This is a genomic window from Streptomyces sp. NPDC050534, assembly GCF_044457745.1.
Lineage (GTDB): Bacteria > Actinomycetota > Actinomycetes > Streptomycetales > Streptomycetaceae > Streptomyces.
The window spans coordinates 25,766-49,808 of record NZ_JBITHF010000001.1 but is presented as its reverse complement, the minus strand read 5'-3'; the positions used below and the strand labels follow the sequence as shown (position 1 = coordinate 49,808).

20 protein-coding genes are annotated in these 24,043 nt (G+C 70.8%); 6 read left to right on the top strand and 14 right to left on the bottom strand.

Annotation, left to right across the window (positions count from 1 at the left end; all coding sequences use genetic code 11):
* Window positions 1-63 precede the first annotated feature (63 nt).
* Both ACIBN2_RS00220 and ACIBN2_RS00215 read right to left on the bottom strand, forming a co-directional pair.
* Entirely contained in the window at window positions 64-1,719 is a 1,656-nt protein-coding gene (locus ACIBN2_RS00220; RefSeq protein WP_399131744.1) for a thiamine pyrophosphate-binding protein, read from the bottom strand.
* Window positions 1,716-2,501 carry a cyclase family protein gene (locus ACIBN2_RS00215; RefSeq protein WP_399131743.1) on the bottom strand — a complete coding sequence of 262 codons (786 nt, stop codon included), beginning with the start codon at window positions 2,499-2,501 and terminating at the stop codon, window positions 1,716-1,718. Before ACIBN2_RS00215 ends, ACIBN2_RS00220 begins: the two co-directional genes overlap by 4 nt.
* 153 nt (window positions 2,502-2,654) lie before the next feature.
* On the opposite strand from ACIBN2_RS00215, the gene ACIBN2_RS00210 reads away from it, so the two are divergent.
* Complete coding sequence (locus ACIBN2_RS00210; RefSeq protein WP_399131742.1) at window positions 2,655-3,464, top strand: PhzF family phenazine biosynthesis protein; 810 nt, start codon at window positions 2,655-2,657, stop codon at window positions 3,462-3,464.
* A gap of 7 nt (window positions 3,465-3,471) precedes the next feature.
* Here the strand turns inward: ACIBN2_RS00210 and ACIBN2_RS00205 are convergent, their stop codons facing one another.
* Window positions 3,472-4,272: a CPBP family intramembrane glutamic endopeptidase gene (locus ACIBN2_RS00205; RefSeq protein WP_399131741.1), complete on the bottom strand. Its 801-nt coding sequence runs from the start codon at window positions 4,270-4,272 to the stop codon at window positions 3,472-3,474.
* Between the two features lie 186 nt (window positions 4,273-4,458).
* Between ACIBN2_RS00205 and ACIBN2_RS00200 the strand changes: the two genes are divergently transcribed.
* On the top strand, window positions 4,459-6,222 hold the full coding sequence (locus ACIBN2_RS00200) for a substrate-binding and VWA domain-containing protein (RefSeq protein WP_399131740.1): 1,764 nt from the start codon (window positions 4,459-4,461) through the stop codon (window positions 6,220-6,222).
* A gap of 30 nt (window positions 6,223-6,252) precedes the next feature.
* Here ACIBN2_RS00200 and ACIBN2_RS00195 read toward each other — a convergent pair whose 3' ends face one another.
* Window positions 6,253-7,770, bottom strand: coding sequence for a glutamate-cysteine ligase family protein (locus tag ACIBN2_RS00195; RefSeq protein WP_399131739.1), 1,518 nt, complete (start codon window positions 7,768-7,770; stop codon window positions 6,253-6,255).
* A gap of 553 nt (window positions 7,771-8,323) precedes the next feature.
* On the opposite strand from ACIBN2_RS00195, the gene ACIBN2_RS00190 reads away from it, so the two are divergent.
* The 3 genes from ACIBN2_RS00190 (at window position 8,324) to ACIBN2_RS00180 (ending at window position 10,773) form a co-directional block, all read left to right on the top strand.
* Window positions 8,324-8,908 carry a hypothetical protein gene (locus ACIBN2_RS00190; protein WP_399131738.1) on the top strand — a complete coding sequence of 195 codons (585 nt, stop codon included), beginning with the start codon at window positions 8,324-8,326 and terminating at the stop codon, window positions 8,906-8,908.
* Between the two features lie 387 nt (window positions 8,909-9,295).
* Entirely contained in the window at window positions 9,296-9,502 is a 207-nt protein-coding gene (locus tag ACIBN2_RS00185; protein ID WP_399131737.1) for a DUF5999 family protein, read from the top strand.
* Window positions 9,503-9,717: 215 nt separating this feature from the next.
* Window positions 9,718-10,773 carry a LacI family DNA-binding transcriptional regulator gene (locus tag ACIBN2_RS00180; protein WP_399131736.1) on the top strand — a complete coding sequence of 352 codons (1,056 nt, stop codon included), beginning with the start codon at window positions 9,718-9,720 and terminating at the stop codon, window positions 10,771-10,773.
* A 76-nt stretch (window positions 10,774-10,849) separates the two neighbouring features.
* Here the strand turns inward: ACIBN2_RS00180 and ACIBN2_RS00175 are convergent, their stop codons facing one another.
* From ACIBN2_RS00175 to ACIBN2_RS00150, 6 genes are all read right to left on the bottom strand, one after another.
* Window positions 10,850-11,902 (bottom strand): endo-1,4-beta-xylanase, encoded by a 1,053-nt coding sequence (locus ACIBN2_RS00175; protein WP_399131735.1) that lies wholly within the window; start codon window positions 11,900-11,902, stop codon window positions 10,850-10,852.
* 52 nt (window positions 11,903-11,954) lie between these two features.
* Window positions 11,955-12,776 carry a carbohydrate ABC transporter permease gene (locus ACIBN2_RS00170; RefSeq protein WP_399131734.1) on the bottom strand — a complete coding sequence of 274 codons (822 nt, stop codon included), beginning with the start codon at window positions 12,774-12,776 and terminating at the stop codon, window positions 11,955-11,957.
* Window positions 12,773-13,771, bottom strand: a complete 999-nt coding sequence (locus ACIBN2_RS00165; protein ID WP_399131733.1) for a carbohydrate ABC transporter permease — start codon at window positions 13,769-13,771, stop codon at window positions 12,773-12,775. The genes ACIBN2_RS00170 and ACIBN2_RS00165 overlap by 4 nt, the downstream gene beginning before the upstream one ends.
* Before the next feature lie 9 nt (window positions 13,772-13,780).
* Window positions 13,781-15,073, bottom strand: a complete 1,293-nt coding sequence (locus ACIBN2_RS00160; protein ID WP_399131731.1) for an extracellular solute-binding protein — start codon at window positions 15,071-15,073, stop codon at window positions 13,781-13,783.
* A gap of 286 nt (window positions 15,074-15,359) precedes the next feature.
* On the bottom strand, window positions 15,360-16,691 hold the full coding sequence (gene lysA, locus ACIBN2_RS00155; RefSeq protein ID WP_399131730.1) for a diaminopimelate decarboxylase: 1,332 nt from the start codon (window positions 16,689-16,691) through the stop codon (window positions 15,360-15,362).
* 14 nt (window positions 16,692-16,705) lie between these two features.
* Window positions 16,706-17,053, bottom strand: coding sequence for an SAV_915 family protein (locus tag ACIBN2_RS00150; RefSeq protein WP_399131729.1), 348 nt, complete (start codon window positions 17,051-17,053; stop codon window positions 16,706-16,708).
* A 334-nt stretch (window positions 17,054-17,387) separates the two neighbouring features.
* Between ACIBN2_RS00150 and ACIBN2_RS00145 the strand changes: the two genes are divergently transcribed.
* Window positions 17,388-17,951 carry a universal stress protein gene (locus tag ACIBN2_RS00145; protein ID WP_399131728.1) on the top strand — a complete coding sequence of 188 codons (564 nt, stop codon included), beginning with the start codon at window positions 17,388-17,390 and terminating at the stop codon, window positions 17,949-17,951.
* Here the strand turns inward: ACIBN2_RS00145 and ACIBN2_RS00140 are convergent.
* From ACIBN2_RS00140 to kdpB, 4 genes are all read right to left on the bottom strand, one after another.
* Window positions 17,934-20,480 carry a DUF4118 domain-containing protein gene (locus tag ACIBN2_RS00140; RefSeq protein ID WP_399131727.1) on the bottom strand — a complete coding sequence of 849 codons (2,547 nt, stop codon included), beginning with the start codon at window positions 20,478-20,480 and terminating at the stop codon, window positions 17,934-17,936. The two genes, ACIBN2_RS00145 and ACIBN2_RS00140, sit on opposite strands and share 18 nt — an antisense overlap.
* 2 nt (window positions 20,481-20,482) lie before the next feature.
* Window positions 20,483-21,166 (bottom strand): response regulator, encoded by a 684-nt coding sequence (locus ACIBN2_RS00135; RefSeq protein ID WP_399131726.1) that lies wholly within the window; start codon window positions 21,164-21,166, stop codon window positions 20,483-20,485.
* 86 nt (window positions 21,167-21,252) lie between these two features.
* Entirely contained in the window at window positions 21,253-21,921 is a 669-nt protein-coding gene (locus tag ACIBN2_RS00130) for a potassium-transporting ATPase subunit C (protein WP_399131725.1), read from the bottom strand.
* Window positions 21,922-21,926: 5 nt separating this feature from the next.
* Complete coding sequence (gene kdpB, locus ACIBN2_RS00125; RefSeq protein WP_399131724.1) at window positions 21,927-24,026, bottom strand: potassium-transporting ATPase subunit KdpB; 2,100 nt, start codon at window positions 24,024-24,026, stop codon at window positions 21,927-21,929.
* Window positions 24,027-24,043: the final 17 nt, after the last annotated feature.

Here is a 24,043-nt window from a genome sequence, read left to right as displayed (position 1 = left end):
GCTGAAGGGCCCGGCCCCAGGTCAGGGCCGGGCCCGTTGAGCCCCAGTGGTTTCAGTGCGGGGTCAGTGGCCGCGGAACGCCTCCTCCAGCCACCAGGAGCCGTGGTCGCGGGTCACCTTGGCGTCGATCAGCAGCGGCGCCGAACGCGGGCCGGCGACCCAGTCCCCCACGGCCTTGAGGTCGGCCGGAGTGCGGACGGTCACCGCCTCGAAGCCGTAGCCGCGGGCCACGGCGGCGATGTCCGCCTCCGGGAAGGTGACCGTGCCGAGCGGGAACCCGTCGGGGCCGAAGTGGTGGACCTCCGCCCCGTATGCCTCGTCGTTGTAGACCACGACCACCATGGGCAGGCCGAGCCTGCGTACGGTGTCGAGCTCCACGGCGCTCATCAGCGCGCCGCCGTCGCCGAGGGCGGCCACGGGCAGGCGGTCCGGCTGCGCGAGGGCGGCGCCGATCGTGGTCGCGAGGCCCAGGCCGATCGACTGGAACGCCTGCGTGAAGCAGAACCCCTTGTGGTCCGGCACCGAGAGGTACGCGCTCGGGTAGCCCATGAAGTTGCCCGAGTCGACGCCCACCACCCGCTCGGCGGGCAGGATGTCGTCGAGCCCGATGCTGAGCGTCCGCGGGTCGATGCGCTCCCGGGTGCCCTCGTCCTCGTACGGGACGTCGCGCCACCGGCCGCGAGCGGCGAGGGCGGTGGCGATCTCCGGGGTCCGGTACCCCTCGCGGGACTCCCCCGCCGTCTTCTCCCCCGCCGTCTCCAGGACCCGCCGCGCCGTGAGTTCCACGTCGCCGGTGACGCCGAGGCCGATCTCCCGGTGCGCGCCGAGTGCCTCCGGGTCGTCGTCGACCTGGACGACGGTCGCCCCGGGGCCGATGAGACGGCCGTGGCGCATGGTCCACATGTTCAGCGCGCAGCCCCAGCCGACGATCAGGTCGGCGCCCTGGACGAGTTCGGCCACCAGCGGCGGGGCGAAGCCGCCGGACACGTCGAGCGAGAAGGGGTCGCCGTGGAAGAGGCCGCGGGCGACGGCCGAGGTGGCGAGCAGGGCGCCGTGCCGGTCGGCGAGTGCGGCGAGGGCGTCGCGGCTGCCGGGGGTGCGGGCGCCGCGGCCCGCCACGAAGACGGGACGCCGGGCGGCTTCGAGCGCCTGCGCCAGCTCCGCCACCGCCTTGTGGGACGGCTCGGCCGGCTGCGGTGCGGGAATCCGCACGCCGGCGACGGACACGCCGTCGGGCACGTCGAGGGCCTGCACCTCCAGCGGGAGGTTGAGCAGGACGGTGCAGCGTTCGTGCCGGGCCCGGCGCAGCGCGGCGAGGGCCTGGTCGACCGCGTCGTGCGCGGTCGTCACGCGCGCGGTGACGGCTCCTACGGCGTGCGCGGCCAGGGCCTGGTCGATACGGAAGTTGGAGCGCTGCTGCGTCGCCTCGGCGGCCAGCACGAGCAGGGGCGTACGGCTCTTGGCCGCCTCGGTGATGCCGGTGAGGGCGTTGGTCAGACCGGGGCCCTGGTGGACGCTGAGCGCGGCCGGTGCCCCGCTCGTGCGCGCGTAGGCGTCCGCCATGGTCGCCGCGCCGCCTTCGTGGCGTGCGGCCACGAACCGCGCGCCCGCGGCCACCATGGCGTTGGTCAGATGGAAGTTGCCCGAGCCGACCACGCCGAAGACGTGGTCGATCCCGGACCCGGTCAGGGCCCGCCCGACGGCTTCGGCGACTTTCACGACCGCTCCACCAGGGCGAGTACGCGGGCGGGGGCGCCGGATCCGGAGACGATGGGCAGCGGTCCCGCGACGACGAGGGCGCCGGTGGCGGGCAGGGCCCCCAGGTTCTGCAGCTGGGTGAGGCCGTACTTGGCGCTGCCGAGGAGGTAGGAGTGGCAGGGGAAGGCCGGTTCGAAGGAGTGGGCCCGCCCCGCGTCCGTGCCGACCGTCTCCACGCCGAGCCCGATCACGGGTGCCTCCTCGGCGACCCAGCGGGCGCACTCCGGCGACAGGCCGGGGGTGTGCGGGCCGTTCTCGTCGGCGTTCAGGAACTCCTCCTGCGACTCGGAGCGGGCGTCCCAGCCGGTGCGCAGCAGCAGCCAGCCGCCTTCGGGCAGCGGCCCGTTGTCGGCCTCCCATGCCTTGATGTGGTCCACCTCGACCAGGAAGTCGGGGTCCTTCGCGGCCGCCGCGGAGAAGTCCAGCACGGCCGCCGGCGCGATGAGCTTGCCCGCCGGCACCGACGCCACGTCGCCGAGGTCCTTGCCGGTGACCCAGTGCACCGGCGCGTCGAAGTGGGTCCCGGTGTGCTCACCGCTGCGGAAGTTGTTCCAGTACCAGGCAGGTCCCCGGTCGTCGTACCGGCTGATCTCCTCCAGCTCGAAGGTCTGCGTCTGCCCGAACTGGGGCGGCAGCTGGATCACCGGTGTCGTCGACGACAGCGGCGACGTCAGGTCGACGACTTCGATCGACCCACCACGCAAGCCGGACAGCAGAGCGGCGAGCACGGACGGCTGGGACATGACGGCCTCCTGGGACGGGGCTGAACTGTCAACGCCTTTCTGTACAGCCTGTCAGGCCGGTGGGCACCGCGCCGAGGCCGCTGCCGGGGAAATCAGTCCAGCGACCGGGAATTGGCCTTGGTGGGCCGTGCCACCTCGCCCTAGCGTCGACGTATGCGAATCCGAATCGTCGACGCCTTCACCGACCGTCCGTTCGGCGGGAACCCCGCCGGTGTGGTGCTGCTCGAGTCCTTTCCCGAGGACGCGTGGATGCAGCGGGTCGCTCTCGAGGTCAATCACGCCGAGACGGCGTTCGCGCATCCGCTGCCGGAGGGCGGGGAGGCCGACTGGGCGCTGCGGTGGTTCACGCCGGTGGCCGAGGTGCGGATGTGCGGCCATGCCACGCTGGCGACGGCGCACGTCCTGCGGAGCACCGGCGCGCACGAGGGCGTGGTGCGGTTCGCCACCCGTAGCGGAGTGCTCGTCGCGACGCCCGGGGAGGACGGCTCGCTCACCCTGGACTTCCCCACCGCGCCGCTTACCGAGGTCGACGTCCCGGCCGGGGTCGCCGAGGCGCTGGGCGCCGAGCCGCACCGCGCCTTCGACACCGGGCCGAACGTCGGCGACCTGATCGTGGAGCTGGCCGACGAGAAGACGATCCACGCGCTCGCCCCCGACCACAAGGCGCTCGGCGCCTTCTCCGAGCGCGGCATCATCGCCACCGCCCGCGCCGAGGACCCGTCCAGGGGCTACGACTTCGTCTCCCGCTGCTTCTTCCCGAACGTCGGCATCGACGAGGACCCGGTCACCGGCAGCGCCCACACGGCCCTCGCCCCCTTCTGGTCCCCGCGCCTCGGCAGCGCCGTCCTCACCGGCCTGCAGGCCTCGCCCCGCTCCGGCCGCGTCCGCACCGAGCTGCGCGGCGACCGCACCCTGCTGAGCGGCCGCGCGGTCACCACGATCGAGGGCGAGCTGCTGGCGTAGCCGTACGTCAGGCCGTCGGCAGCCAGCCCACCTTGCCGGCCAGCAGCGCGTATCCGACGAACGCCCCGATGTCGAGCAGGGAATGCGCCACCACCAGGGGGCCCACCCGCCCCCACCGGCGGTACAGGAACACGAACACCACGCCCATCACCATGTTGCCGATGAAGCCGCCGACGCCCTGGTAGAGGTGGTAGCTGCCGCGCAGTACGGAACTGGCCATCAGGGCGGAGCCGGGCGTCCAGCCCAACTGCCCCAGCCGACGCAGCAGATACCCGACGACGACGACCTCTTCGAGGATCGCGTTCTGCATCGCCGACAGCACCAGCACCGGATACTTCCACCACACGTCCGGCAGCGCCTCGGGCACGACGGTGAGGTTGAAGCCCAGCCCGCGAGCGGCCAGGTAGAAGGCGATCCCGGTGCTGCCGATCACCGCCGCGACGCCGGCTCCGCGGCCGAGGTCCGGCCAGGGCCGGGTGCGGTCGAACCCGATCGTGCGCATGCTCCGGCCCTCGCGCATCAGCAGATGGGCGACGAGGGCGACGGGCACCAGCGCCGTCGCGATCCCGAACAGCTGCCACGCTAGATCGAGCCATGGACGGCCCGGCGCCGCCGACGCGTTGAGGGTCGCCGCCTGGTCCTTCAGGCCTCCCGGTTTCGTGACCGACCCGACAAAGCTGATCAGGGCGGACACACCGCTCGCACCGAGCGAAAGCCCCAGAACGAGCAGCGTCTCGTCACGGAGAATTCGCCGCGAGGGCCGTTCCGGCGGAACGGAATCGGCCACCGGCTCCGCCTCTGCCTGCACACCTGCCTCCAGTTGAGTAATCCAGCCTCATGCCCATCGCCGCCCCGCTAGGGTCTCGAAAGAAGTTACGAGGATCGTGCGCGACAGGCCGTCGGGGGGACGGGCGCCGTACGGGGCGTACCTCCCCTTTATCTGCCTTACGGCTGAAATCCGCCGCGCGGTTCAACAGGGAGGTGCACCACCGCCATGGGACGTCACAGCTTGCCCGATCAGTATGGGGCGGGCCGCAGCGACCCCCGCCCACGTGCACGCCTCCGCACGGTGGCCGTCACCGCGGCACTCGTCCTCACCGTCGCCGGCGGCACGGCGGCCGCCGCCAGAAGCGGGCTGCTGTCGTTCGGCCCCTCGTGCCAGGACGACCCGCTGCGCCTGGCGCTCGCCGCCTCGCCGGACATCGCCCCGGCCCTCACGGCGGCGGCACGGCGGGCCCGCGCCGACAACATCACCTCCGACGGCCGCTGCCTCGCGGTCGCCGTCACGGCCCGCGACTCGTACAAGGTCGCGGACACGCTGGCCAGGGGCCGAAGGACCGATGTGCAGCTGTGGGTACCGGACTCGGATCTATGGGTCGACCGGATCACCGCCGACAACAGCGCGGTCGACGCCACTGCCGCGGGGACGATCGCCTCGACGCCGATCGGTGTCGCCATGGTGCCGCAGGCCGCGAAGTCGCTGGGCTGGCCGCAGAAGACGTACACCTGGACCGAGCTGGCCGGCGCCGCCATGCAGGGCGACTCGCTCAAGCTCGGCGCGGCCGACCCCGCGCGCAGCGCCACCGGACTGCTCGCCCTCACCCAGCTCAGCGCGGCCGCCGCCGGGACCAAGGGCGGCGACACCCAGGCCGTGGCCATGATGAAGGCCCTGTCGCAACGCACGTCGGACACCGACGGCCAGGTCGTGGACACGCTCCCCCGGGACTCCTCGGGCACCGAGCTGGGCAATCCGAAGCGCAACCAGGCGCTGGTGCTGTCCGAGCAGGCGGCGTACGCCCACAACTCCTCGGCCGACGGCGGCACCGGCCTCGACATGTTCTATCCGAAGGACGGCTCGCCCCGGCTCGATTACCCGTACACGATGGTCGGCGAGCTCACCACCGACCAGAGCCGGGCCGCGCTGCGGTTCATGAACTTCCTGCGGCAGCCCGCGCAGCTCCAGCTCCTGCGGAAGCACGGCTTCCGCGCCTCGGACGACGAGACACCGAAGGCGGTGGTCGCCAAGGCCGGGGGCAGCAGCCCGCAGCCGTACGGGGACGACCCGCCGAAGCCGGCCCCGGCGGTCGCGCTCCAGGAGGCCCTCGGCATGTGGACGATCACCGTGCAGAGCGCCCGGATCACCACGGTCGTGGACGCCTCCTCGTCCATGTCGGAACCGGTGCCGGGGACCGGCCGGTCGCGCATGGACGTCACCAAGGGCGCCCTCCTGCAGGCCCTCACCACGTTCACGCCCGAGGACGAGATCGGACTGTGGGAGTTCTCCAGGAAGCTGGACGGCGACAAGGACTACCGCGTCCTCGTGCCCACCGAGCGGCTCGGCGACCACAAGGGCGACGGCACCCAGCGCGACCGGCTCTCGGCGGCGTTCGGCAGCCTCAAGCCCGTGCCTGACGGGGCCACCGGGCTCTACGACACCACGCTCGCGGCGTACCGGGCGGCGACCTCGTCCTACGCCGGGGGGAAGTTCAACGCACTGGTCGTGCTGACCGACGGCGTCAACCAGGACCCGGGCAGCATCTCCCGGGCCGAACTCGTCGCCAGGCTCCAGAAGCTCACCGACCCCGAGCGCCCGGTGCCGCTCATCATGATCGCCGTGGGCCCCGACGCCGACCGGGCGGAGGCTCAGGCGATCGCCGGGCCGACGGGCGGTTCGGGCCAGTCGGTCAGCAACCCCTCGCAGATCCAGTCGGTGATCCTGAAGGCGATCGTGGCGGCGGGCTCGCAGGGCGACGGCTGACGCGGTACCGCCCCTCGGGCCGGCCGCCGCTCACGCCGTCGGCACCGGCTCCGGCAGCCCCACCGGCCAGGTGTGCACCGGGTCCCCCACGTGCATCAACTGGCTGTACCTGCGCGTCGTCGCGGCCAGCGCGGCATCTCGCGACAGCCCCGACTCCAGGGCCCGGTGGAAGGTCGCCGCCTGCCAGGACGCGCCGTTGGCCCGGCGCCGGCAGCGCTCCTCGATCACACCGAGATACAGATCCCGGTCGGCGGGCTCGACGCCCCACGCGTCCAGGCCCGTCTCGGCGAGCGGCAGGAGTTCGTCGCGTACGAGGCTCACCGCGTCGACCTGGGTGAGGCCGCCGTACCGGCCGCGCCGCGGCCACTCGAGGCGGGCGTCGATGCCGTCCTTGCACGCGGCGTCGAAGTTGGCCGCCGCCGCCTCGAAGGGCAGCCGCGTCCACACGGGCCGGGACTCCTCGGCGAGGGCGCGCACGAGACCGTAGTAGAAGGCCGCGTTGGCAATGACGTCGGTGATGGTGGGCCCGGCGGGCAGGACGCGGTTCTCCACGCGCAGGTGCGGGACGCCGTCGGCGATGCCGTAGACCGGGCGGTTCCAGCGGTACACCGTGCCGTTGTGCAGGACGAGTTCGGCGAGCTTGGGGACGCCGCCCGCGTCCAGGACCTCCAGCGGGTCCTCCTCGTCGCAGATCGGCAGCAGGGCGGGGAAGAAGCGCAGGTTCTCCTCGAAGAGGTCGTGGGCCGAGGTGATCCACCGCTCGCCGAACCAGGTGCGCGGGCGCACTCCTTGGGCCTGGAGCTCCGGCGGACGGGTGTCGGTGGACTGCTGGAACAGCGGCGGCCTGGACTCGCGCCACAGCTCACGCCCGAACAGGAAGGGCGAGTTGGCGCCGACGGCGATCTGCGCGGCGGCCACGGCCTGCGCGGCGTTCCAGACGTCGGCGAAGCGGTCCGGAGTGACCTGGAGGTGCAGCTGCACGGAGGTGCACGCGGCTTCCGGCGCGATGGACTTCGAGGTGCAGTTGAGGCGTTCCACCCCGTCGATGTCGAGGACGAAGTCCTCGCCGCGGGCCGCCACGATCTGCTCGTTGAGCAGGGCGTAGCGGTCGACGTCGGAGAGATTGGACGAGATCAGATCGTCCCGGTCGAGGGTCGGCAGAATACCGATCATCACGATTCCCGCGTCGAGCTCGCCCGCTTTTCGATCGGCATATGCCAGCGACGTCCGCAGTTCCTCCGCGAGCCGGTCGAATACCCTGCCGCCCAATCGATGGGGGGCTATGTTGACTTCCAGATTGAACATGGCGAGTTCTGTTTGGAAATCACGGCTGGCGATCCGTTCGAGGACCTGGGAATTGAGCATTTTCGGCATGCCGTCGCCGCCGGTCAGATTCAGTTCGATCTCCAACCCCATGAGGTTCTGCGGACGGTCGAACCGCTTCTGGGCCAGGAGCCGCTCCAGTCCCGTCAGGCACCTGCGGAGCTTGTCGCGGTATGCCTGCCGATCGGACAGGTCGAACCGCCCTGCCACGACCTTCTCGCCCATCGAAGCGTCCTCCTCGGATGTGCGGCCCAAGATCGCGGCCGCCGGTGTCGGGGTCACGTGCAATGATGCCCCGCCTCGGCGATCGATAACGTCCCCGCGCCCGCCCGGTGAGCGCTACTCTGATGGACGTGACCGGGGGCACATTCACCGGGCATGGACATGCCGCAGTTGCTGGGCCACCGCGAACTCGTGAAAAACGCCGACGAGAATTGGCCGACCCCTTCCAGGCCGTTTTCCGAGGTCATCGCCGCACGGTCGGATCAGAATCGGGAGAATCCCCGCGAATCGCCGACCGTATACAGCCTTGCCGGGTGCACCGGAAACGACTAGCCGAAACATTGTGTGAACACAGGTCGTATAAACTCCGCGAACAAGACAGAGTGTCGGGCGCCAACGGTCATGGACCTGCCGTGGAGTACGTACGGCAGGCCACACCCACGTTGCCCGTTCCCACGCCCGGCCACCCGGCCCTCTGGCCCCGTGAGCAGACAGCGCCGTCCGCCCCCGCCCCGCCCTCGCGCCACCGTGCCTGTCGAATGAGAGGCGACCCACCATGCCGCTGCATGTCCCCCCGGCTCCCGCCCCTGCCCTACGCACCGTTCTCACCGCGCTCGGTTCCCCCACCGCGGTACGCGAGGCCCGAACTCCCTCCCTGCTCCACGCCCAGGCCCCTGTCACGCCCGAACTGCCGCTGCCCGTACACGTACTGGACCGGCTGACGCCCGCGGGCGCGTCCACCACCCGGCTGGCCGGGTGGCGCTTCCTGATCCGCTGCGACGAGCGCGCGGTGGCCGCGGCGGACACCATGCTGACGCCCGACGGCTGGGCGTTCTCGCGCTTCTTCGAGGGCCCCTACATCACCTCCACCGAACGCGCCCTGCGCCAGGCCGAGTCGATGCAGCAGCCCTACCAGCCCCGCCTGCTCTCGGTGCCCGGCCTCTACATGCTCACGCTGTGGCTGCACGGGGACTGCACCGCGGACGGCGCCACCGGCCACCCCGCCGCCACGGACCTGCTCGTCCCGCTGGCGCCGGCCCCGCCCGGCATCGCGGCCCACCGCCCGCACCGCGTCGCCGAACTGCTCCCGGTGCTGACCCATCGGGTGACTCCCGTCCCGCTGCTGGGCTCCCCGGCCTGATCGCACCCGCCCGGACACCTTTTTCGTACCCCGCCCCGGAATATCGGGGGCGGGGTACGCCTTTTCCCGTTCGGCATTTGCGCTCGTACGAGCCTTCGGATGCTCGTACGAGCCGAAAAGGCTCTCTGACCAGTACGGACTAGCCCCATCCGGCCAGCGAGAACCACCCGAAGTGACAGTGCAGTTGGACTGAACCGTTCGCGCGGGCGATGCGTCATCAACCTGTGAGAAGTGCTGCGGCCAAATCCCTGCGGAACGACGCTCGTGGGGCAACACTGGGACTGGACCGAATTATCACTACGGGGGGCGGCCATGAACGGAGCTTCAAGCCGCGGAACAGACAAGACAGCCATCTCACACATCACGACAGAGCGAAAGATCCCATCAATGTGCCAGCACCAGCCACCGTGTCCGACAGCCGACTCAGCCGACCGGGAATCCGCCCGGCTTATGGCGCACCACCCGGAACAGGGCTGGAGTCTGCTGTGCAACGGCGTTCTCCTCTTCGAGGACACTGGTGAGCTCCTGCCCGACGGCCAGATCATCGCCCCGCACCGCCCGCCGGGCGCCAGCCAGGTGATGACGGCCGCCTGAGTGCGGGCGGGCGGTGCGCCTCGCCGCCCGGAGATCTGAGGGGCCGGTCGCAGAGACATGCTGCGAGCCGGCCCCGACGCATGTCCGGAGGCGATCACTGCGTGTAGTTCCCCGGGTGTGCCACGGTCATCGACGCTCCCCGGGCGTGATCTCCCTTCCCATGAACGGCCGCTTCCCGCAAGACTTCTCGGCGTTGCGCAGCCGCGGCGACGGAGGTGGGGGCAGTGGCAGCAGACCGGGCCGGCGACGCAGGGGCGTCCGGGACCCGCGGCAAGGTCACGATCACGGAGATCGCCCGGCAGGCGGGGGTGTCGGCGCCGACCGTGTCCCGGGTGGTCAACGGCCGTGCCGACGTCTCGCCGAGCACCCGCGCCCGGGTCGAGGACCTGCTGCTGCGGCACGGCTACCGCAGACGCGCCGCCGCCCCGGGCACCCGCGCCGCCCTGCTCGACCTCGTCTTCGACGGCCTCGACAGCCCCTGGGCGGTCGAGATCATCCGGGGTGTCGAGGAGGCGGCGCACGCGGCCGGGGCCGGCACGGTGGTGTCGGCGATCCACGGCCGCTCGGGCGACGCCCGCGAATGGATGCGCAACCTCAGGGCCCGCGCCTCGGACGGCGTGGTCCTCGTGACCTCCGCGCTGGAGCCGCTCCTGCACGAGGAGTTGCGGGCGCTGGGCGTCCCGCTGGTCGTCGTCGACCCGGCCGGCTCCCCCGTCCTCGGCATCCCGGCGATCGGCGCCGCCAACTGGTCGGGCGGCCTGGCCGCCACCGAACATCTGCTCTCGCTGGGGCACCGCAGGATCGGCCTGATCGCGGGGCCGCCCCGGCTGCTGTGTTCCCGCGCACGCCTCGACGGCTACCGCGCGGCCCTGGAGGGCGCCGGTGTCGCACCCGACGAAGCCCTCGTCGTCCCCGGCGACTTCCACCCCGAGTCCGGCTTCACCGGCTGCAACGCCCTCCTGGGCCTGCCCGAACCGCCGACCGCCGTCTTCGCGGCCGGCGACCAGATGGCCCTCGGCGCGATCGAGGCCCTGCGCCGGCGGGGCCTCAGGGTGCCGCAGGACATGAGCGTGGTCGGCTTCGACGACCTTCCGGAGGTTCGCTGGTCGGCTCCCCCGCTCACCACCGTCCGCCAGCCACTGGCGGACATGGGCACGTTGGCGGTCCGTACTGTGCTCCGCCTGGCGCGGGGTGAACAGCCGGACTCCCTGCGCGTGGAGCTGGGCACGGAGCTGGTGGTGCGGTCGAGCACAGCACCCCCGGCGCCCTGACCGGGGGTGCCGGACCCCGGCGGCGCTCCCCACTGCACCGCCGGGGCGTTCCGGGATCACCTGCGTGATCTGCTGCTCACTTACCTCCGAGTGCCTGACGGATCGCGAAGTATGCCGGTTTGGGCCGGAGTTGCTCGTCCCACGGCAGGGCAGCGCCCTCTCCGGGGAAGAACCCCGGGATCCACGAGTACTTGTCGGTGTAGTCCCACACCGTGACGCCGACGCAGCGCCGTACCGCGAGACAGGCTTTGGTCAGGTCCCCGTACCACTGGGCCTGCGTGGCCAGCTTCGCCGCGTCCGCGGGCAGGAGCATGCGCATGTCGACCTCGGTGAGCGCGGTGTCGAGGCCCAGCCCGGAGAAGCGGCGGAGGTTGTCCTCCAGGGTGGCCGGATAGCCGTACTGCAGGGCGAGATGGGCCTGGAGGCCGATGCCGTCGAGCGGGACGTGCCGCGCCTTGAGGTCCCTGGCCAGCTGGTAGTAGGCGTCGGACTTCGGGCCGAGGGCCTCGATGTTGTAGTCGTTGAGGTACAACCTGGCGTGCGGGTCCGCCTGGTGGGCCCAGCGCAGGGCGTCGGCGATGTAGCCGGGACCGAGCGTCTTGTACCAGAGGGTCTCGCGGTAGGTGCCGTCCTCGTTGAACGCCTCGTTGACGACGTCCCAGGAGTAGACCTTGCCGCGGTAGTGCCGTACCTCCTGCTGGATGTGGTTCTTCAGGACGGCCCGCAGCTCGCCGGCGGTCCACTCGCGGCTCGTGAGCCAGCTCGGCAACTGGCTGTGCCAGACGAGGGTGTGGGCGCGCACCCGCTGGTGGTTCTTGCGGGCGAGGTTCACGATCTGGTCGCCGTTGGTCCAGTCGAAGACGCCCTGCTGGGGCTCGGTGGCGTACCACTTCATGCCGTTGCCGGGCGTGATCATGTCGAACTCGCGGCCGAGCAGGGAGGTGTAGGCGGTGTCGGTGAGTTCGGGGTTGTCGGTGGCGCTGCCGAAGTAGCGGCCGTGGCGCTGGGCCAGTTCCGCGAGCGTCGGCTGCTTCGGACTCGCCTGCGCCGCGGGGCCGGTGGCGACACCGGCCGCCACCAGGGCGGCGGCGAACGCGCCGGCGAGTCTGAGACGGGTGGTCTTGCGCATGGAGCGACTCCTCACGGTGTGTGGTGCGGGGCCGTACGTTCGCCGGCGGGCCTCATCCCTTGGTCGCACCGGCGGTGAGGCCGCCGACGAGCTGTCGCTCGGCGACGGAGTAGAAGGCGAGGGCGGGGACCATCGCCAGGACGAGATAGGCGAAGACACGGGCGTACTCGGCCGAGTACTGGCCCTGGAACTGCGCGACGCCGAGGGGCAGCGTCCACCACTTGGAGTCGGTGAACACCAGCAGCGGCAGCATGTAGTTGTTCCAGCTGGTGACGACGGCGAGTACGGAGACCGTGCCGAGCGCGGGCCGGGCCATCGGCAGCAGCACCCGCCAGAAGAAGCCGAAGGCGCTGCAGCCGTCGAGCGTGGCCGCCTCCTCCAGCTCGCCGGGGATCTGCCGGAAGAATCCGCGCAGGATGATGATCGTCATCGGCAGCCCGAAGGCGGCCTGCGGGAGGATCACTCCGAGCGGGTTGTCCAGCAGTCCCAGGGAGCGCAGCAGGAGGAAGAGGGGCAGGGCGGCCACCGCGGGAGGGAACATCAGCCCCATCGTGAAGAAGGTGAACATCAACTCCCGCCCGCGGAAGGCGAATCGGGCGAACGAGAAGGCCGCGAGGGCGGAGACGGCGACCACGAGCAGGGTCGTCGCCACCGCCACCACCGTGCTGTTGCCCAGCAGCCGCCAGAAGTCGCCCGAGCCGAGGATGTCGGTGTAGTTGCCGGTCAGCCAGTGCTCGGGCAGCCCGAAGGGGTTGCGGGAGAGCTCGTCGGTGGACTTGAAGCCGGACAGCGCGGCGTACAGCAGGGGTACGACGATCACCGAGCCGACGACGACGAGGACGACGTGCAGCGGCAGTTTGCGCAGGGTGTTCACTTGCCGTCTCCCCTCATGTTCGTGGTGGCCCCTTCGAGGTCGCGGCGGAGCGCGAACCGCTGGTAGGCGAGGGCGAAGACGAGGCAGATGCCGAACATCACCACGCTGATCGCGCTGGCGTAGCCGACCTGGTAGCGCTTGAAGCCGTACTGGAACATGGTCACGGCCATCGTCTCGGAGTGGTGGTCGGGCCCGCCCTGGGTGATCACCCACACGAGGTCGAAGAGCTGGATCGCACCGATGACGGAGAGGAAGACGCTGATGCGCACGGTGGGCGCGAGCAGCGGCAGGGTGACGTTGCGGAAACGCTGCCAGGGGCCCGCGCCGTCGATCAGCGCCGCCTCCGTCAACTCGGCGGGTATGGACTGGAGTCCGGCCAGGTAGAGCATCATGTGGAAGCCGAAGTACTTCCAGGTCATGACGAGGAAGAGGGTCGCCATGACCCAGGAGGGGTCGGCGAACCACTCGCCGCCGAGCCCGTCGAGGCCGATGGCGCCGAGGACGTGGTCGGCCAGTCCGTCGTCCGGGGCGAAGATCATGCTGAACAGCACGCCGGTGATGGCCTCGGACAGGACGTACGGCGCGAAGAACAGCATCCGGTACACGGCCCGGCCGCGCAGCCGCTGGTTGAGCGCGACGGCCATGGCGAGCGCGAACGGCAGTTGCAGTGCGAGCGAGAGCAGCACCAGCAGCAGGCAGCGCCACAGGTCGCCGAGGAAGACGTCGTCCTGGAAGAGGCGGGTGAAGTTGTCGCCGCCGACGTAGTCGGAGGGCATGCCGAAGCCGCCCCAGCGGAAGAAGGCGGCGTACAGCGCGAACAGCATCGGCAGCAGTACCAGCCCGATGAACAGCACCAGTGCGGGCACCTGGAACCCGACCGCGGTGAGCCAGTTCACGAGGCGCCGACGTGCCCGTCCCCGGGCCGACTTGGCGGCCGGGGACGGGACGGCGGCCTCGGGGCCCGTCCGCTTGTCCGGAAGGAAGGTCGAGGTCATCGCCGGTGACTACGCTTCCTTCGCGGTCTTGGTGATCGACTGCGTGACCTGCTCGGGGGACTTGGACCCGGCGATGAGCGCGGCGACGCTGTCGTTGACCTCCTGGCCGACCGCGGGGTCGTACGCCTGGTCGAGGTAGAGCTGGAAGCCGGTGGCGCCCTTCAACTGGGCCTGTACGGCCTTGGTGTTGGGGTCGGAGAGACCCTTCTCGGCGCCGGGGACGACCGGGAGGGTGTTGGTCTTCTTGACGAGTTCGAGGTCGGTGGTCTCGGAGGCGAAGAACTTCAGGAAGTCGACGGCCGCCTGCGGTGCGCCCTTGCGCAGGGCGTGGCCGCCGCCACCGCCGAACACCTCGGTGATCGCGCCCTTTCCGCCCTCGACGGCCGGGAAGGGGAAGAAGCCGAGGTCCGAGCCGAGGCCCTTGCCCGAGTCGGCCTCGACGACCGGCGCCCACTGGCCCATGAGTTCCATGGCCGCCTTGCCGTTGCCCATGGTCGCCGCCTGTCCGTTGGGCGTGGAGTAGGCGGCGCCGAGGAACCCCTTCTGGAACGGCTGGAGTTTGACCAGCTCGTCGAGGTGCGCACCGGCCTGGACCAGACCGGGGGCGGTGAAGTCCTTGTCGTCGTTGGCCTTCTGCAGGGCCTGGATGCCGGCGGTGCGCATGGCGAGGTAGGCCCAGTAGTACATGCCGGGCCACTTCTCCTTGCCGGCCAGGGCGATGGGCGCGATGTTCTTCGCCTTGAGCTTCCGCACCGCGTCGAGGAAGCCGCTCCAGGTGGTGGGCGGTTCGCTGATGCCGGCCTGCTCGAAGAGCGCCTTGTTGTACCAGAACCCGATCATGCCGATGTCGAACGGGATCCCGTACGTCTTCTTGTCGATGAGGTACGGCTGCTTCGCGACCGACAGCATGCCGTCGGCCCACGGCTTGGTCCTGTCGGTGAGGTCTTCGACGAGCCCGGCCTCCACCTGCTGCTGGAGCACACCGCCGCCCCAGGTGTGGAAGATGTCCGGCAGTTTCCCGGAGGCGGTCAGCGCCGTCATCTTCGACTTGTAGGCGTCGTTCTCCAGCTGGGTGATCTTCAGCTTCACCTTGGGATTCTGCGCCTCGAACTTCTTGGCGAGGCCGGCCCAGACGGTCTTCGTGGGTTCGGTGGTGGAGATGTTCCACCACTCGACCGTGGTCGTCCCGCTCGACGAACCTCCGTCCGAGTCGCCGCCGCAGCCGCTCAGTGCCGTCATGCCCAGGCCGGCCGCGGCGGAGGCCGCCAGAAAGCCGCGGCGAGACAGTGCCCGGTCGCCCATCGTGTGCTCCTTGGGGTAGGGACGGCGCGTCCACGACCGCCCCGATGAAACCGAAAGTTTCGGAGAAAGTCCCTAAAGATGCGTTGTTGCCGCACCCTAGAGACAGCTCCCAAACGGTGGCAACCCCTTGTGCACGGTAAATCTGGAGCGGGCCGGACAGCAGACCACCCCGACTCGACAGAAGCCGAGTCGGGGTGGAAACCTCCGACGACAGTCCTCAGGGACCGCCTTCCGTAATGTTCGCCGCCCAATTCGAATGTTTCGGTGCCGCTGCGCAAGCTCCGGGCTAGATGCCCACATCGCGGCTGCGGAGGTCCTCCAGGGACTCACGCCGCACCAGGAGCCGGGCCCGGCCCGCGTGCACGGCGGCGACCGGCGGGCGGCCGACGAGGTTGTAGGTCGAGGCCATGGACAGGTGGTAGGCGCCGGCGACGGGGAGGGCGATCAGGTCCCCGGGACGGACGTCGGCGGGCAGCTCGCTCTCGGCCAGGACGTCGCCGGCCTCGCAGTGCCGGCCCACCACGGTCGCCGCCGTCAGGGGTGCCGTGCCGGACCGGCCGATCAGCCGGGGCGCGTAGCGCACTCCGTAGAGCGCGGGCCGCGGGTTGTCGCTCATGCCGCCGTCGACGGCCACGAAGGTGCGCTCCCCGGTGCGCTTGACGGCGAGGACGTGGTAGACGGCGACGCCGGCCGGTCCCACGACGGCCCGCCCGGGTTCGATGATCAGGCGCGGCACGGGCAGCCCGGCCGAGGCGCAGGCATCGGTGAGCTCGGAGCGGACCCTGCGGGACAGGGTGGTCGGGTCCAGGGCCTCGTCGCCGGGGCGGTAGGCGATGCCGTGGCCGCCGCCGAGGTCGAGTTCGGGCAGCACCAGTCCGTGCTGCCCGTGCAACCGGGCCATCAGGCCCACCAGGCGCCGTACGGCGGCGAGATAGGGCTTGACGGTGGTGATCTGCGAGCCCAGGTGGCAGTGCAGGCCGGTGAGTTCGAGCTGGGGCTGGTCCAGTATGCGGGCGATGGCGTGCTGGGCGTAGCCGTCGGAGATGGAGAGGCCGAACTTCTGGTCCTCGGAGCCGGTGCGGATCTTCTCGTGGCCGCCGGCGCTGATGCCGGGCACCACCCGGACCATGACCTTCTGGTGTCCGCCGGCGCCGACCGCGGCCGCCAGGCGCGTGATCTCGGACGGGCTGTCGATGACGACCCGGCCCACGCCGAGCCGCAGCGCGGTCTCCAGGTCGCGCGGGGACTTGGCGTTGCCGTGCAGGACGATGCGCTCCGGCGGGAATCCGGTGGTGACCGCGAGGTCGAGTTCGCCGGCCGAGCAGACGTCCAGGCCGAGGCCCTCCTCGTCCATCCAGTGGACCATGGCCCGGCACAGGAACGCCTTGGCCGCGTAGAGGACTTCGGCCTCGGGGAAAGCCTTCCGGTAGATGCGGCAGCGTTCGCGGACCTCGTCCTCGTCGAGGACGTAGACCGGTGTGCCGAAGCGGTCGGCGATCTCGGTGAGCGGCACACCGCCCACGGCCAGGTCGCCCGCGTGGGGCTCGGTGGTCGAGGCGGGCCACACCGACAGGGCGTCGGCGGCGGTGGTGACGGCGGGTTCGTGGACGGTGGTCATCGTGTCCTCTCCCCTCAACCGATCCGCAGTGCGAGCGCGGGTGCCACGGGTGGAACCGGCGGCGGTCCGGGTGACGTTGCCGGTGCCGAGAACCGGGGGTCCAGCGTGAGCCGGGTGACGCCGAGCGGCTCGGTCAGCGCACGCAGCGCGGGTTCGGCGAGCCTGATCCACGCCTGGCCGGGGCCGAGGATCGCGGTGAGATGGCGTACGGAGGTGAAGGCGACGGCCGTGCGCTCACCGAGCGGCGTGCGGAAGAACCGGGCCGTGCAGCCGGAGGGTCCCGGCCGGACCGGAACGAACAGCGGTCCGGCCGGGGTTCGTTCGGCAGGCTCGGGGTCTTCGCCGCACAGGATGTCGGTCATGGGTATGGCTCCTGGTTCTTGCTCAAGAGCGTGCGTGGGCGGGTGTTGAGCGCCCCGGCCGCGGGGAGGCGGGCCGGGGGCTCTCGACACCGACGCTATGCCCGTCCACCGGGGGTTTCGGCCCTCCCATGACGCGACGCTGACGGCGATCGGGCGGACGCTGACGGGATGCTGACGCGGCGGCCGGCCGAGGCGGAATCGGCCCGTCAGAAGGGCGCCAAGAAACGGCGTAGGGGGTGGCTGAAGGCCGGTGACCGGGAGTGGGATGGAGAGCGGCGCCTCCGGACAGTCACCTGCCGGCGCCGGCGAAGAACTCACTCAGAACGGTGGAACCATGTCGGATGTCGCCCCCGTGCCCGCCCGGGTCGTGGTGGGTGTGAGCGGTTCCCTGGGCAGCCTCACCGCACTGTGCCGAGCCGCGGACGAGGCCCGGCGCAGGGATGCGTCGCTGTGGCCCGTACTGACCTGGGAGCCGCCGGGCGGGGAACTCGCCGCGCGCCGGTCGCCCGCCTCGGCGCTGATGGCCGGCGAGTGGCAGCACCTGGCCCGGGAGCGGTTGCTGGCCGCGCTCGACGACGTGTTCGGCGACTCCGGTCCCGGTGTCCCGATGAGCGCGCTCGTCGTCCGGGGCGCGCCCGGCCGCGCTCTCGTCGAGACCGCCGACCGCGAGACCGACGTGCTGATCGTCGGCGCCGGCCGGCGCAGCCCGCTGCACCGCGCCCTCGCCCCTTCGGTGAGCCGGTACTGCCTGGCGCACGCCACCTGCCCGGTCCTCGCGGTGCCGCCGTCCCCGCTGGAGTCCCAGCTGACGGCCGTGCACCGCCGGAACATCTGGCGACTGCGGCTGGACGCCGGGGACGTGCTCGACGAGACGGAGCCGCTACGACCGGAGGTGTGAGCGTCCGGCGCCCGCTTCCTCACCGACCGCGGCGATCGCTCTGCGCAGGCTCAGCACCATCGTCAGACCGCCGCCGGGGGTGTCCTCCGCGTCGATCGTGCCGCCCATGGCCTCGGTGAAGCCGCGCGCCACCGCGAGACCGAGGCCGACACCGGCACCGCGTGGGGCGTCGCCGTAGCGCTGGAAGGGCTCGAAGATGCGGTTCTTGGCCTCGTCCGGCACACCCGGACCCCGGTCCACGACCCGGATCTCCACGCGGTCGGCGATGGCGCTCGCCGAGACGAGGACGGGTGCGTCGGCAGGGCTGTACTTGACGGCGTTCTCCACGACGTTGGCGACTGCCCGCTCCAGCAGCCCCTTGTCGACCTCGACCATCGGCAGAGTCTCGGGAATGTCCAGCTCGACGCTGTGCTCGGGCACTCCGCCCAGCGCCATGGGCACCACCTCGTCGAGGTCGATGCCGCGGATGATCGGGGTGACCGTGCCGGTCTGCAGCCGGGACATGTCGAGGAGGTTGCCCACCAGGTGGTCGAGGCGGTCGGCACCCTCCTCTATCGCCTCCAGGAGGTCCGCCCGGTCCCGCTCGGACCACTCGACGTCGTCCGAACGCAGCGAGGACACCGAGGCCTTGATGCCCGCGAGCGGGGTGCGCAGGTCGTGGCTGACGGCGGCCAGCAGCGCGGTGCGGATGCGGTTGCCCTCGGCCAGTTCCCTGGCCTGTTCCGCCTCGTTCTGCAGGCGCCGGCGGTCGAGGACGATGGCCGCCTGGGCGGCGAACGCGGCCAGCACCCGCCGGTCGGCGGCGGGCAGGACCCGGCCGGTGAGCGCCAGCGCCATGTTGTCCCCGACGGGCATGTCCGCGTCCGCGTCGTCGGGGTCCTGGCAGGGCCGCGGCCCCACGCTGCCCGCACAGGTCCACGGCTCCACCTCGCTCACCCGCTCCAGCAGCGCCACGGACTCCATCCCGAAGGTCTCGCGGACCCGCTCCAGCAGGTCCTCGAGGCCGGTCTCGCCGCGCAGCACGTTGCCCGCGAGGTAGGAGAGGATCTCCGACTCGGCGCGCAGCCGGGCCGCCTGCTGGGTGCGCCGGGCCGCCAGGTCGACGACGGACGCCACGGACACGGCGACGCCCACGAAGATCACGATCGCGACGATGTTCTCGGGGTCGGAGATGGTGAAGGTGTGGACGGGCGGGGTGAAGTACCAGTTGAGCAGCACGGAGCCCACGGCCGCCGAGGCCAGCGCCGGCAGCAGCCCGCCCAGCAGCGCCGCGGCGACCGTCAGGGTCAGGAACAGCAGCATGTCGTTGGCGAGGCCGACGTCGGGCGCGACGCCGGTCAGCAGCAGGGTGAGCAGGACGGGACCGAGCACGCCGACGAGCCAGCCCCAGACGATCCGGGCGAGGCCGAGCTGCGTGCCCCGGCCGGCGGGCAGCCCGCGGCCCTTGCCCGCCTCGTCGTGGGTGATGAGGTGGACGTCGAGGTCGGGTCCCGAGTCGCGGGCCACCGTGGCGCCGACGCCGGGCCCGAAGACGTACTGCCAGCTCTTGCGCCGGGAGACGCCCAGCACGATCTGCGTGGCGTTCACCCCGCGGGAGAAGTCCAGCAGGGCCACCGGCACGTCGTCGCCGACGACCTGGTGGAAGGTGCCGCCCAGATCCTCCACGAGGGTGCGCTGCACGGCCAGTTCCTTCGCGGAGACGGAGGTCAGGCCGTCGCTGCGGGTGATGTAGACGGCCAGCACCTCGCCGCCGGCGCCCTTCTCCGCGAGCCGGGCGGCCCGCCGGATCAGCGTCCGGCCCTCCGGGCCGCCGGTCAGGCCGACCACGATCCGCTCCCGCGAGCCCCAGATCTTCGACACCCGGTGTTCGCTGCGGTACTGCTGGAGATACTCGTCGACCCGGTCGGCCACCCACAGCAGGGCCAACTCCCGCAGGGCGGTGAGGTTTCCGGGCCGGAAGTAGTTGGACAGGGCCGCGTCGACCTTGTCCGGCCGGTAGATGTTGCCGTGCGCCATGCGCCGCCGCAGCGCCTCGGGCGACATGTCGACCAGCTCGATCTGGTCCGCGCGGCGCACCACTTCGTCGGGGACGGTCTCCTGCTGCCGTACGCCCGTGATGGACTCCACGATGTCGCCGAGCGATTCGAGGTGCTGGATGTTGACGGTGGAGACGACGTCGATGCCGGCGGCGAGCAGCTCCTCGACGTCCTGCCAGCGCTTGGTGTTGCGTGAACCCGGGATGTTGGTGTGCGGCAGCTCGTCGACCATGGCCACCTGAGGACGCCGGGCCAGGACGGCGTCGATGTCCATCTCGGTGAACGTGGCGCCCCGGTAGACGAGTTGCTTGCGCGGGATCTCCTCCAGGCCGTGCAGCATCACCTCGGTGCGCGGCCGGCCGTGGTGCTCCACGAACGCGACCACGCAGTCCGTGCCGCGTTCGACGCGCCGGTGCGCCTCGGAGAGCATCGCGTACGTCTTGCCGACGCCGGGGGCGGCACCGAGGTAGATCCGAAGCTTGCCGCGTGCCATGTTCACCCTTCGAAGCGGTAACCCATGCCGGGTTCGGTGATGAGGTAACGGGGGTGCGAGGGGTCCGCCTCCAACTTGCGGCGGAGCTGGGCCATGTAGACCCGCAGGTAGTTGGTCTTGTTGCTCTGGGAGACCCCCCAGATCTCCTGGAGCAGGTACTTCTGGGTGACGAGCCGGCCGGGGTTGGTGATCAGGATCTCCAGCAGATGCCATTCCGTCGGGGTGAGCCGTACGTCGTGGCGGCCGCGGACCACCTTCTTGGCGAGCAGGTCGACGGTGAACTCGTCTGTCTCGACGACCGTCGTCTCGGGAGCGAGCGGCGTCTCCTCGACCCGGCGGACGGCGGCGCGCAACCGGGCCATCAGCTCGTCCATGCTGAAGGGCTTGGTGATGTAGTCGTCGGCGCCCGCGTCGAGTGCGGCCACCTTCTCGTCGGAGCCCTGGCGCGCGGACAGCACCAGCACCGGGACCCGGCTCCAGCCGCGCAGGGCCGTGATGACATCTACGCCGTCCATGTCGGGCAGGCCGAGGTCGAGTATCACCACGTCCGGCCGGCGTGCGGCGGCGAGCCGGAGGGCCGTGGCGCCGTCGGAGGCGGCCTCCACCTCGTACCGGCGCACCTGCATGTTGATCACGAGGGCCCGCACCAGCTGCGGGTCGTCCTCCACCACGAGCACCCTGGTCATGGGTGTACGCCCTTCCGCACGGCGGCGTGAGCCGGCCGAACCGGACGGATCCGGCGGCCGGCTCACGCCGGGTTCATGTGAAGCCATCAGCCCTTGGCCACAAGTGCCTTGAGCGCGATGTTGAGTTCGAGGACGTTCACACGGGGGTCGCCCATGAAGCCGAGCCGGCGGCCTTCGTTGTGCTCCTTGACCAGCCTCTCGACCTGGGCGACCGACAGACCGTTCTTCGCAGCGACCCGGTGGACCTGGATCTCCGCGTACTGCGGGGAGATGTTCGGGTCCAGTCCGGAGCCGGAGGACGTGACCGCGTCGGCGGGCACCGCGGACGCCTTGACCGTGTAGCCGGGCACCGAGTTGTCCTTGACGACGGCGGCCTTGGCGTCCTTGACCCACTTGATCAGGTCGGCGTTGTCACCGGAACGGTTGGTGGCACCGGACAGGATCAGCTTGTACCGGGTGTTGACGCTGTTGGTGCCGAGGCCGTTCTGCGGCCGGCCCTGGAACCACTTCAGGTCGGGCGCCGGGGTCTCCTGGCCCTTCTTCAGCGGCAGGTTGTACGCCTGGCCGATCAGCGAGGAGCCGACGACCTTGCCGTTCGCCTTGATCTCGGAGCCGTTCGCCTTGTTGTTGAACAGCCCCTGAGCGATGCCGGTGACGACCAGGGGGTAGATGACGCCCGTCACCAGGGTCAGCACGAGGAGGGCGCGCAGGCCCGCCCCGAGCAACCGGGCGGTGTTGGTTACGGAGTTGTTCATGGCGATCAGCCGATTCCGGGAATGAGAGAGATGAGCAGGTCGATGATCTTGATGCCGATGAACGGCGCGACCAGCCCGCCGATGCCATAGATCGTGAGGTTGCGCCGCAGCAACTTGTCGGCGCTCACCGGCCTGTACTGCACGCCCTTCAGGGAGAGCGGCACCAGCGCGATGATGATCAGCGCGTTGAAGATGACCGCGGACAGGATCGCGGAGTCCGGCGAGGACAGGCCCATGACGTTGAGCGTCTTCAGGCCCGGGTAGACGGCCGCGAACAGCGCCGGGATGATCGCGAAGTACTTCGCCACGTCGTTGGCGATGGAGAAGGTCGTCAACGCGCCCCGGGTGATCAGGAGTTGCTTGCCGATCTCGACGATCTCGATGAGCTTGGTCGGGTTGGAGTCGAGGTCGACCATGTTGCCGGCCTCCTTGGCGGCCGACGTACCGGTGTTCATCGCCACGCCGACGTCCGCCTGCGCGAGGGCCGGGGCGTCGTTGGTGCCGTCGCCGGTCATCGCGACCAGCTTGCCGCCCGCCTGCTCCCGCTTGATGAGCGCCATCTTGTCCTCGGGAGTCGCCTCCGCGAGGAAGTCGTCGACGCCCGCCTCCTCGGCGATCGCCTTGGCCGTCAGGGGGTTGTCACCCGTGATCATCACGGTCTTGATGCCCATTCGGCGCAGTTCGTCGAACCGCCCGCGCATGCCCTCCTTGACGACGTCCTTGAGGTGGATGACACCCAGCACGCGGGCGCCCCGGTCGTCCTTGACGGCGACCAGCAGCGGCGTACCGCCCGCCTCGGAGATGCGGTTGGCGATGCCGTCCGCATCCTCGGCGACCGTGCCGCCCTCCTCCTGGACCCAGGCGACGACCGAACCGGCCGCGCCCTTGCGGATCCTGCGCCCGTCGACGTCCACGCCCGACATACGGGTCTGGGCCGTGAAGGCGATCCACTCGGCACCCGCGAGTTCGCCCTGGTGGCGCTCGCGCAGCCCGTACTTCTCCTTCGCCAGGACGACGATGGAACGGCCCTCGGGCGTCTCGTCGGCCAGCGAGGAGAGCTGGGCGGCGTCCGCGACCTCGGCCTCGATGGTGCCGCTCACGGGCACGAACTCGGATGCCTGGCGGTTGCCGAGCGTGATGGTGCCGGTCTTGTCGAGCAGCAGCGTGGAGACGTCACCGGCGGCCTCGACCGCCCTGCCGGACATGGCGAGGACGTTGCGCTGGACGAGACGGTCCATGCCCGCGATGCCGATCGCGGAGAGCAGCGCGCCGATCGTGGTCGGGATCAGACAGACCAGCAGTGCCACCAGGACGACCAACGTCAGGTGGGAGCCCGCGTAGGCGGCGAACGGCGGCAGCGTGGCGACGGCCAGCAGGAAGACGATCGTCAGCGACGCCAGGAGGATGTTCAGGGCGATCTCGTTCGGCGTCTTCTGCCGGGCCGCGCCCTCGACCAGGTTGATCATCCGGTCGATGAAGGTCTCGCCGGGCTTCGTCGTGATCTTGATGACGATGCGGTCGGACAGCACCTTCGTGCCGCCGGTGACGGCGGAGCGGTCGCCGCCGGACTCCCGGATGACCGGGGCCGACTCGCCGGTGATGGCCGACTCGTCGACCGAGGCGACACCCTCGATGACGTCGCCGTCACCGGGGATGATGTCGCCGGCCTCGCAGACGACCAGGTCGCCGATCTTCAGTTCGGTGCCGGGCACCTCCTCCTCACGCTCGCCCACGAGCCGCCGGGCGACCGTGTCGGTCTTGGCCTTGCGCAAGGTGTCGGCCTGCGCCTTGCCGCGGCCCTCGGCGACGGCCTCCGCCAGGTTGGCGAAGATCACGGTCAGCCACAGCCACACGCTGATCGCCCAGCCGAACCAGTCCCCCGGGGCCTTGAAGGAGAAGACGGTGGTCAGCACCGAGCCGATCCACACCACGAACATCACGGGTGACTTGACCATCACCCGCGGGTCGAGCTTGCGGAAGGCGTCCGGCAGCGACCTGAGCAGCTGCTTGGGGTCGAAGAGGCCCGCGCCGACACGTCCTTCGGCGGGCTTGTGCCCGGTGGGTACGTCGCTGTGCGGCGCCCGGGTCGGAGTGACAGTGGCCATCGAGTCCTCTTGGTTCT

Bases quoted from the DNA above. Each gene is read 5' to 3' on its own strand.
- ACIBN2_RS00160 (WP_399131731.1), bottom strand. From the start codon at position 15,073: ATGGGCGACCGGGCACTGTCTCGCCGCGGCTTTCTGGCGGCCTCCGCC.
- kdpB (WP_399131724.1), bottom strand. From the start codon at position 24,026: ATGGCCACTGTCACTCCGACCCGGGCGCCGCACAGCGACGTACCCACC.
- ACIBN2_RS00190 (WP_399131738.1), top strand. From the start codon at position 8,324: ATGCCGCTGCATGTCCCCCCGGCTCCCGCCCCTGCCCTACGCACCGTT.
- ACIBN2_RS00195 (WP_399131739.1), bottom strand. From the start codon at position 7,770: ATGGGCGAGAAGGTCGTGGCAGGGCGGTTCGACCTGTCCGATCGGCAG.
- ACIBN2_RS00200 (WP_399131740.1), top strand. From the start codon at position 4,459: ATGGGACGTCACAGCTTGCCCGATCAGTATGGGGCGGGCCGCAGCGAC.
- lysA (WP_399131730.1), bottom strand. From the start codon at position 16,691: ATGACCACCGTCCACGAACCCGCCGTCACCACCGCCGCCGACGCCCTG.
- ACIBN2_RS00175 (WP_399131735.1), bottom strand. From the start codon at position 11,902: ATGCGCAAGACCACCCGTCTCAGACTCGCCGGCGCGTTCGCCGCCGCC.
- ACIBN2_RS00130 (WP_399131725.1), bottom strand. From the start codon at position 21,921: ATGAACAACTCCGTAACCAACACCGCCCGGTTGCTCGGGGCGGGCCTG.
- ACIBN2_RS00185 (WP_399131737.1), top strand. From the start codon at position 9,296: ATGTGCCAGCACCAGCCACCGTGTCCGACAGCCGACTCAGCCGACCGG.
- ACIBN2_RS00215 (WP_399131743.1), bottom strand. From the start codon at position 2,501: ATGTCCCAGCCGTCCGTGCTCGCCGCTCTGCTGTCCGGCTTGCGTGGT.
- ACIBN2_RS00150 (WP_399131729.1), bottom strand. From the start codon at position 17,053: ATGACCGACATCCTGTGCGGCGAAGACCCCGAGCCTGCCGAACGAACC.
- ACIBN2_RS00135 (WP_399131726.1), bottom strand. From the start codon at position 21,166: ATGACCAGGGTGCTCGTGGTGGAGGACGACCCGCAGCTGGTGCGGGCC.
- ACIBN2_RS00165 (WP_399131733.1), bottom strand. From the start codon at position 13,771: ATGACCTCGACCTTCCTTCCGGACAAGCGGACGGGCCCCGAGGCCGCC.
- ACIBN2_RS00210 (WP_399131742.1), top strand. From the start codon at position 2,655: ATGCGAATCCGAATCGTCGACGCCTTCACCGACCGTCCGTTCGGCGGG.
- ACIBN2_RS00145 (WP_399131728.1), top strand. From the start codon at position 17,388: ATGTCGGATGTCGCCCCCGTGCCCGCCCGGGTCGTGGTGGGTGTGAGC.
- ACIBN2_RS00140 (WP_399131727.1), bottom strand. From the start codon at position 20,480: ATGGCACGCGGCAAGCTTCGGATCTACCTCGGTGCCGCCCCCGGCGTC.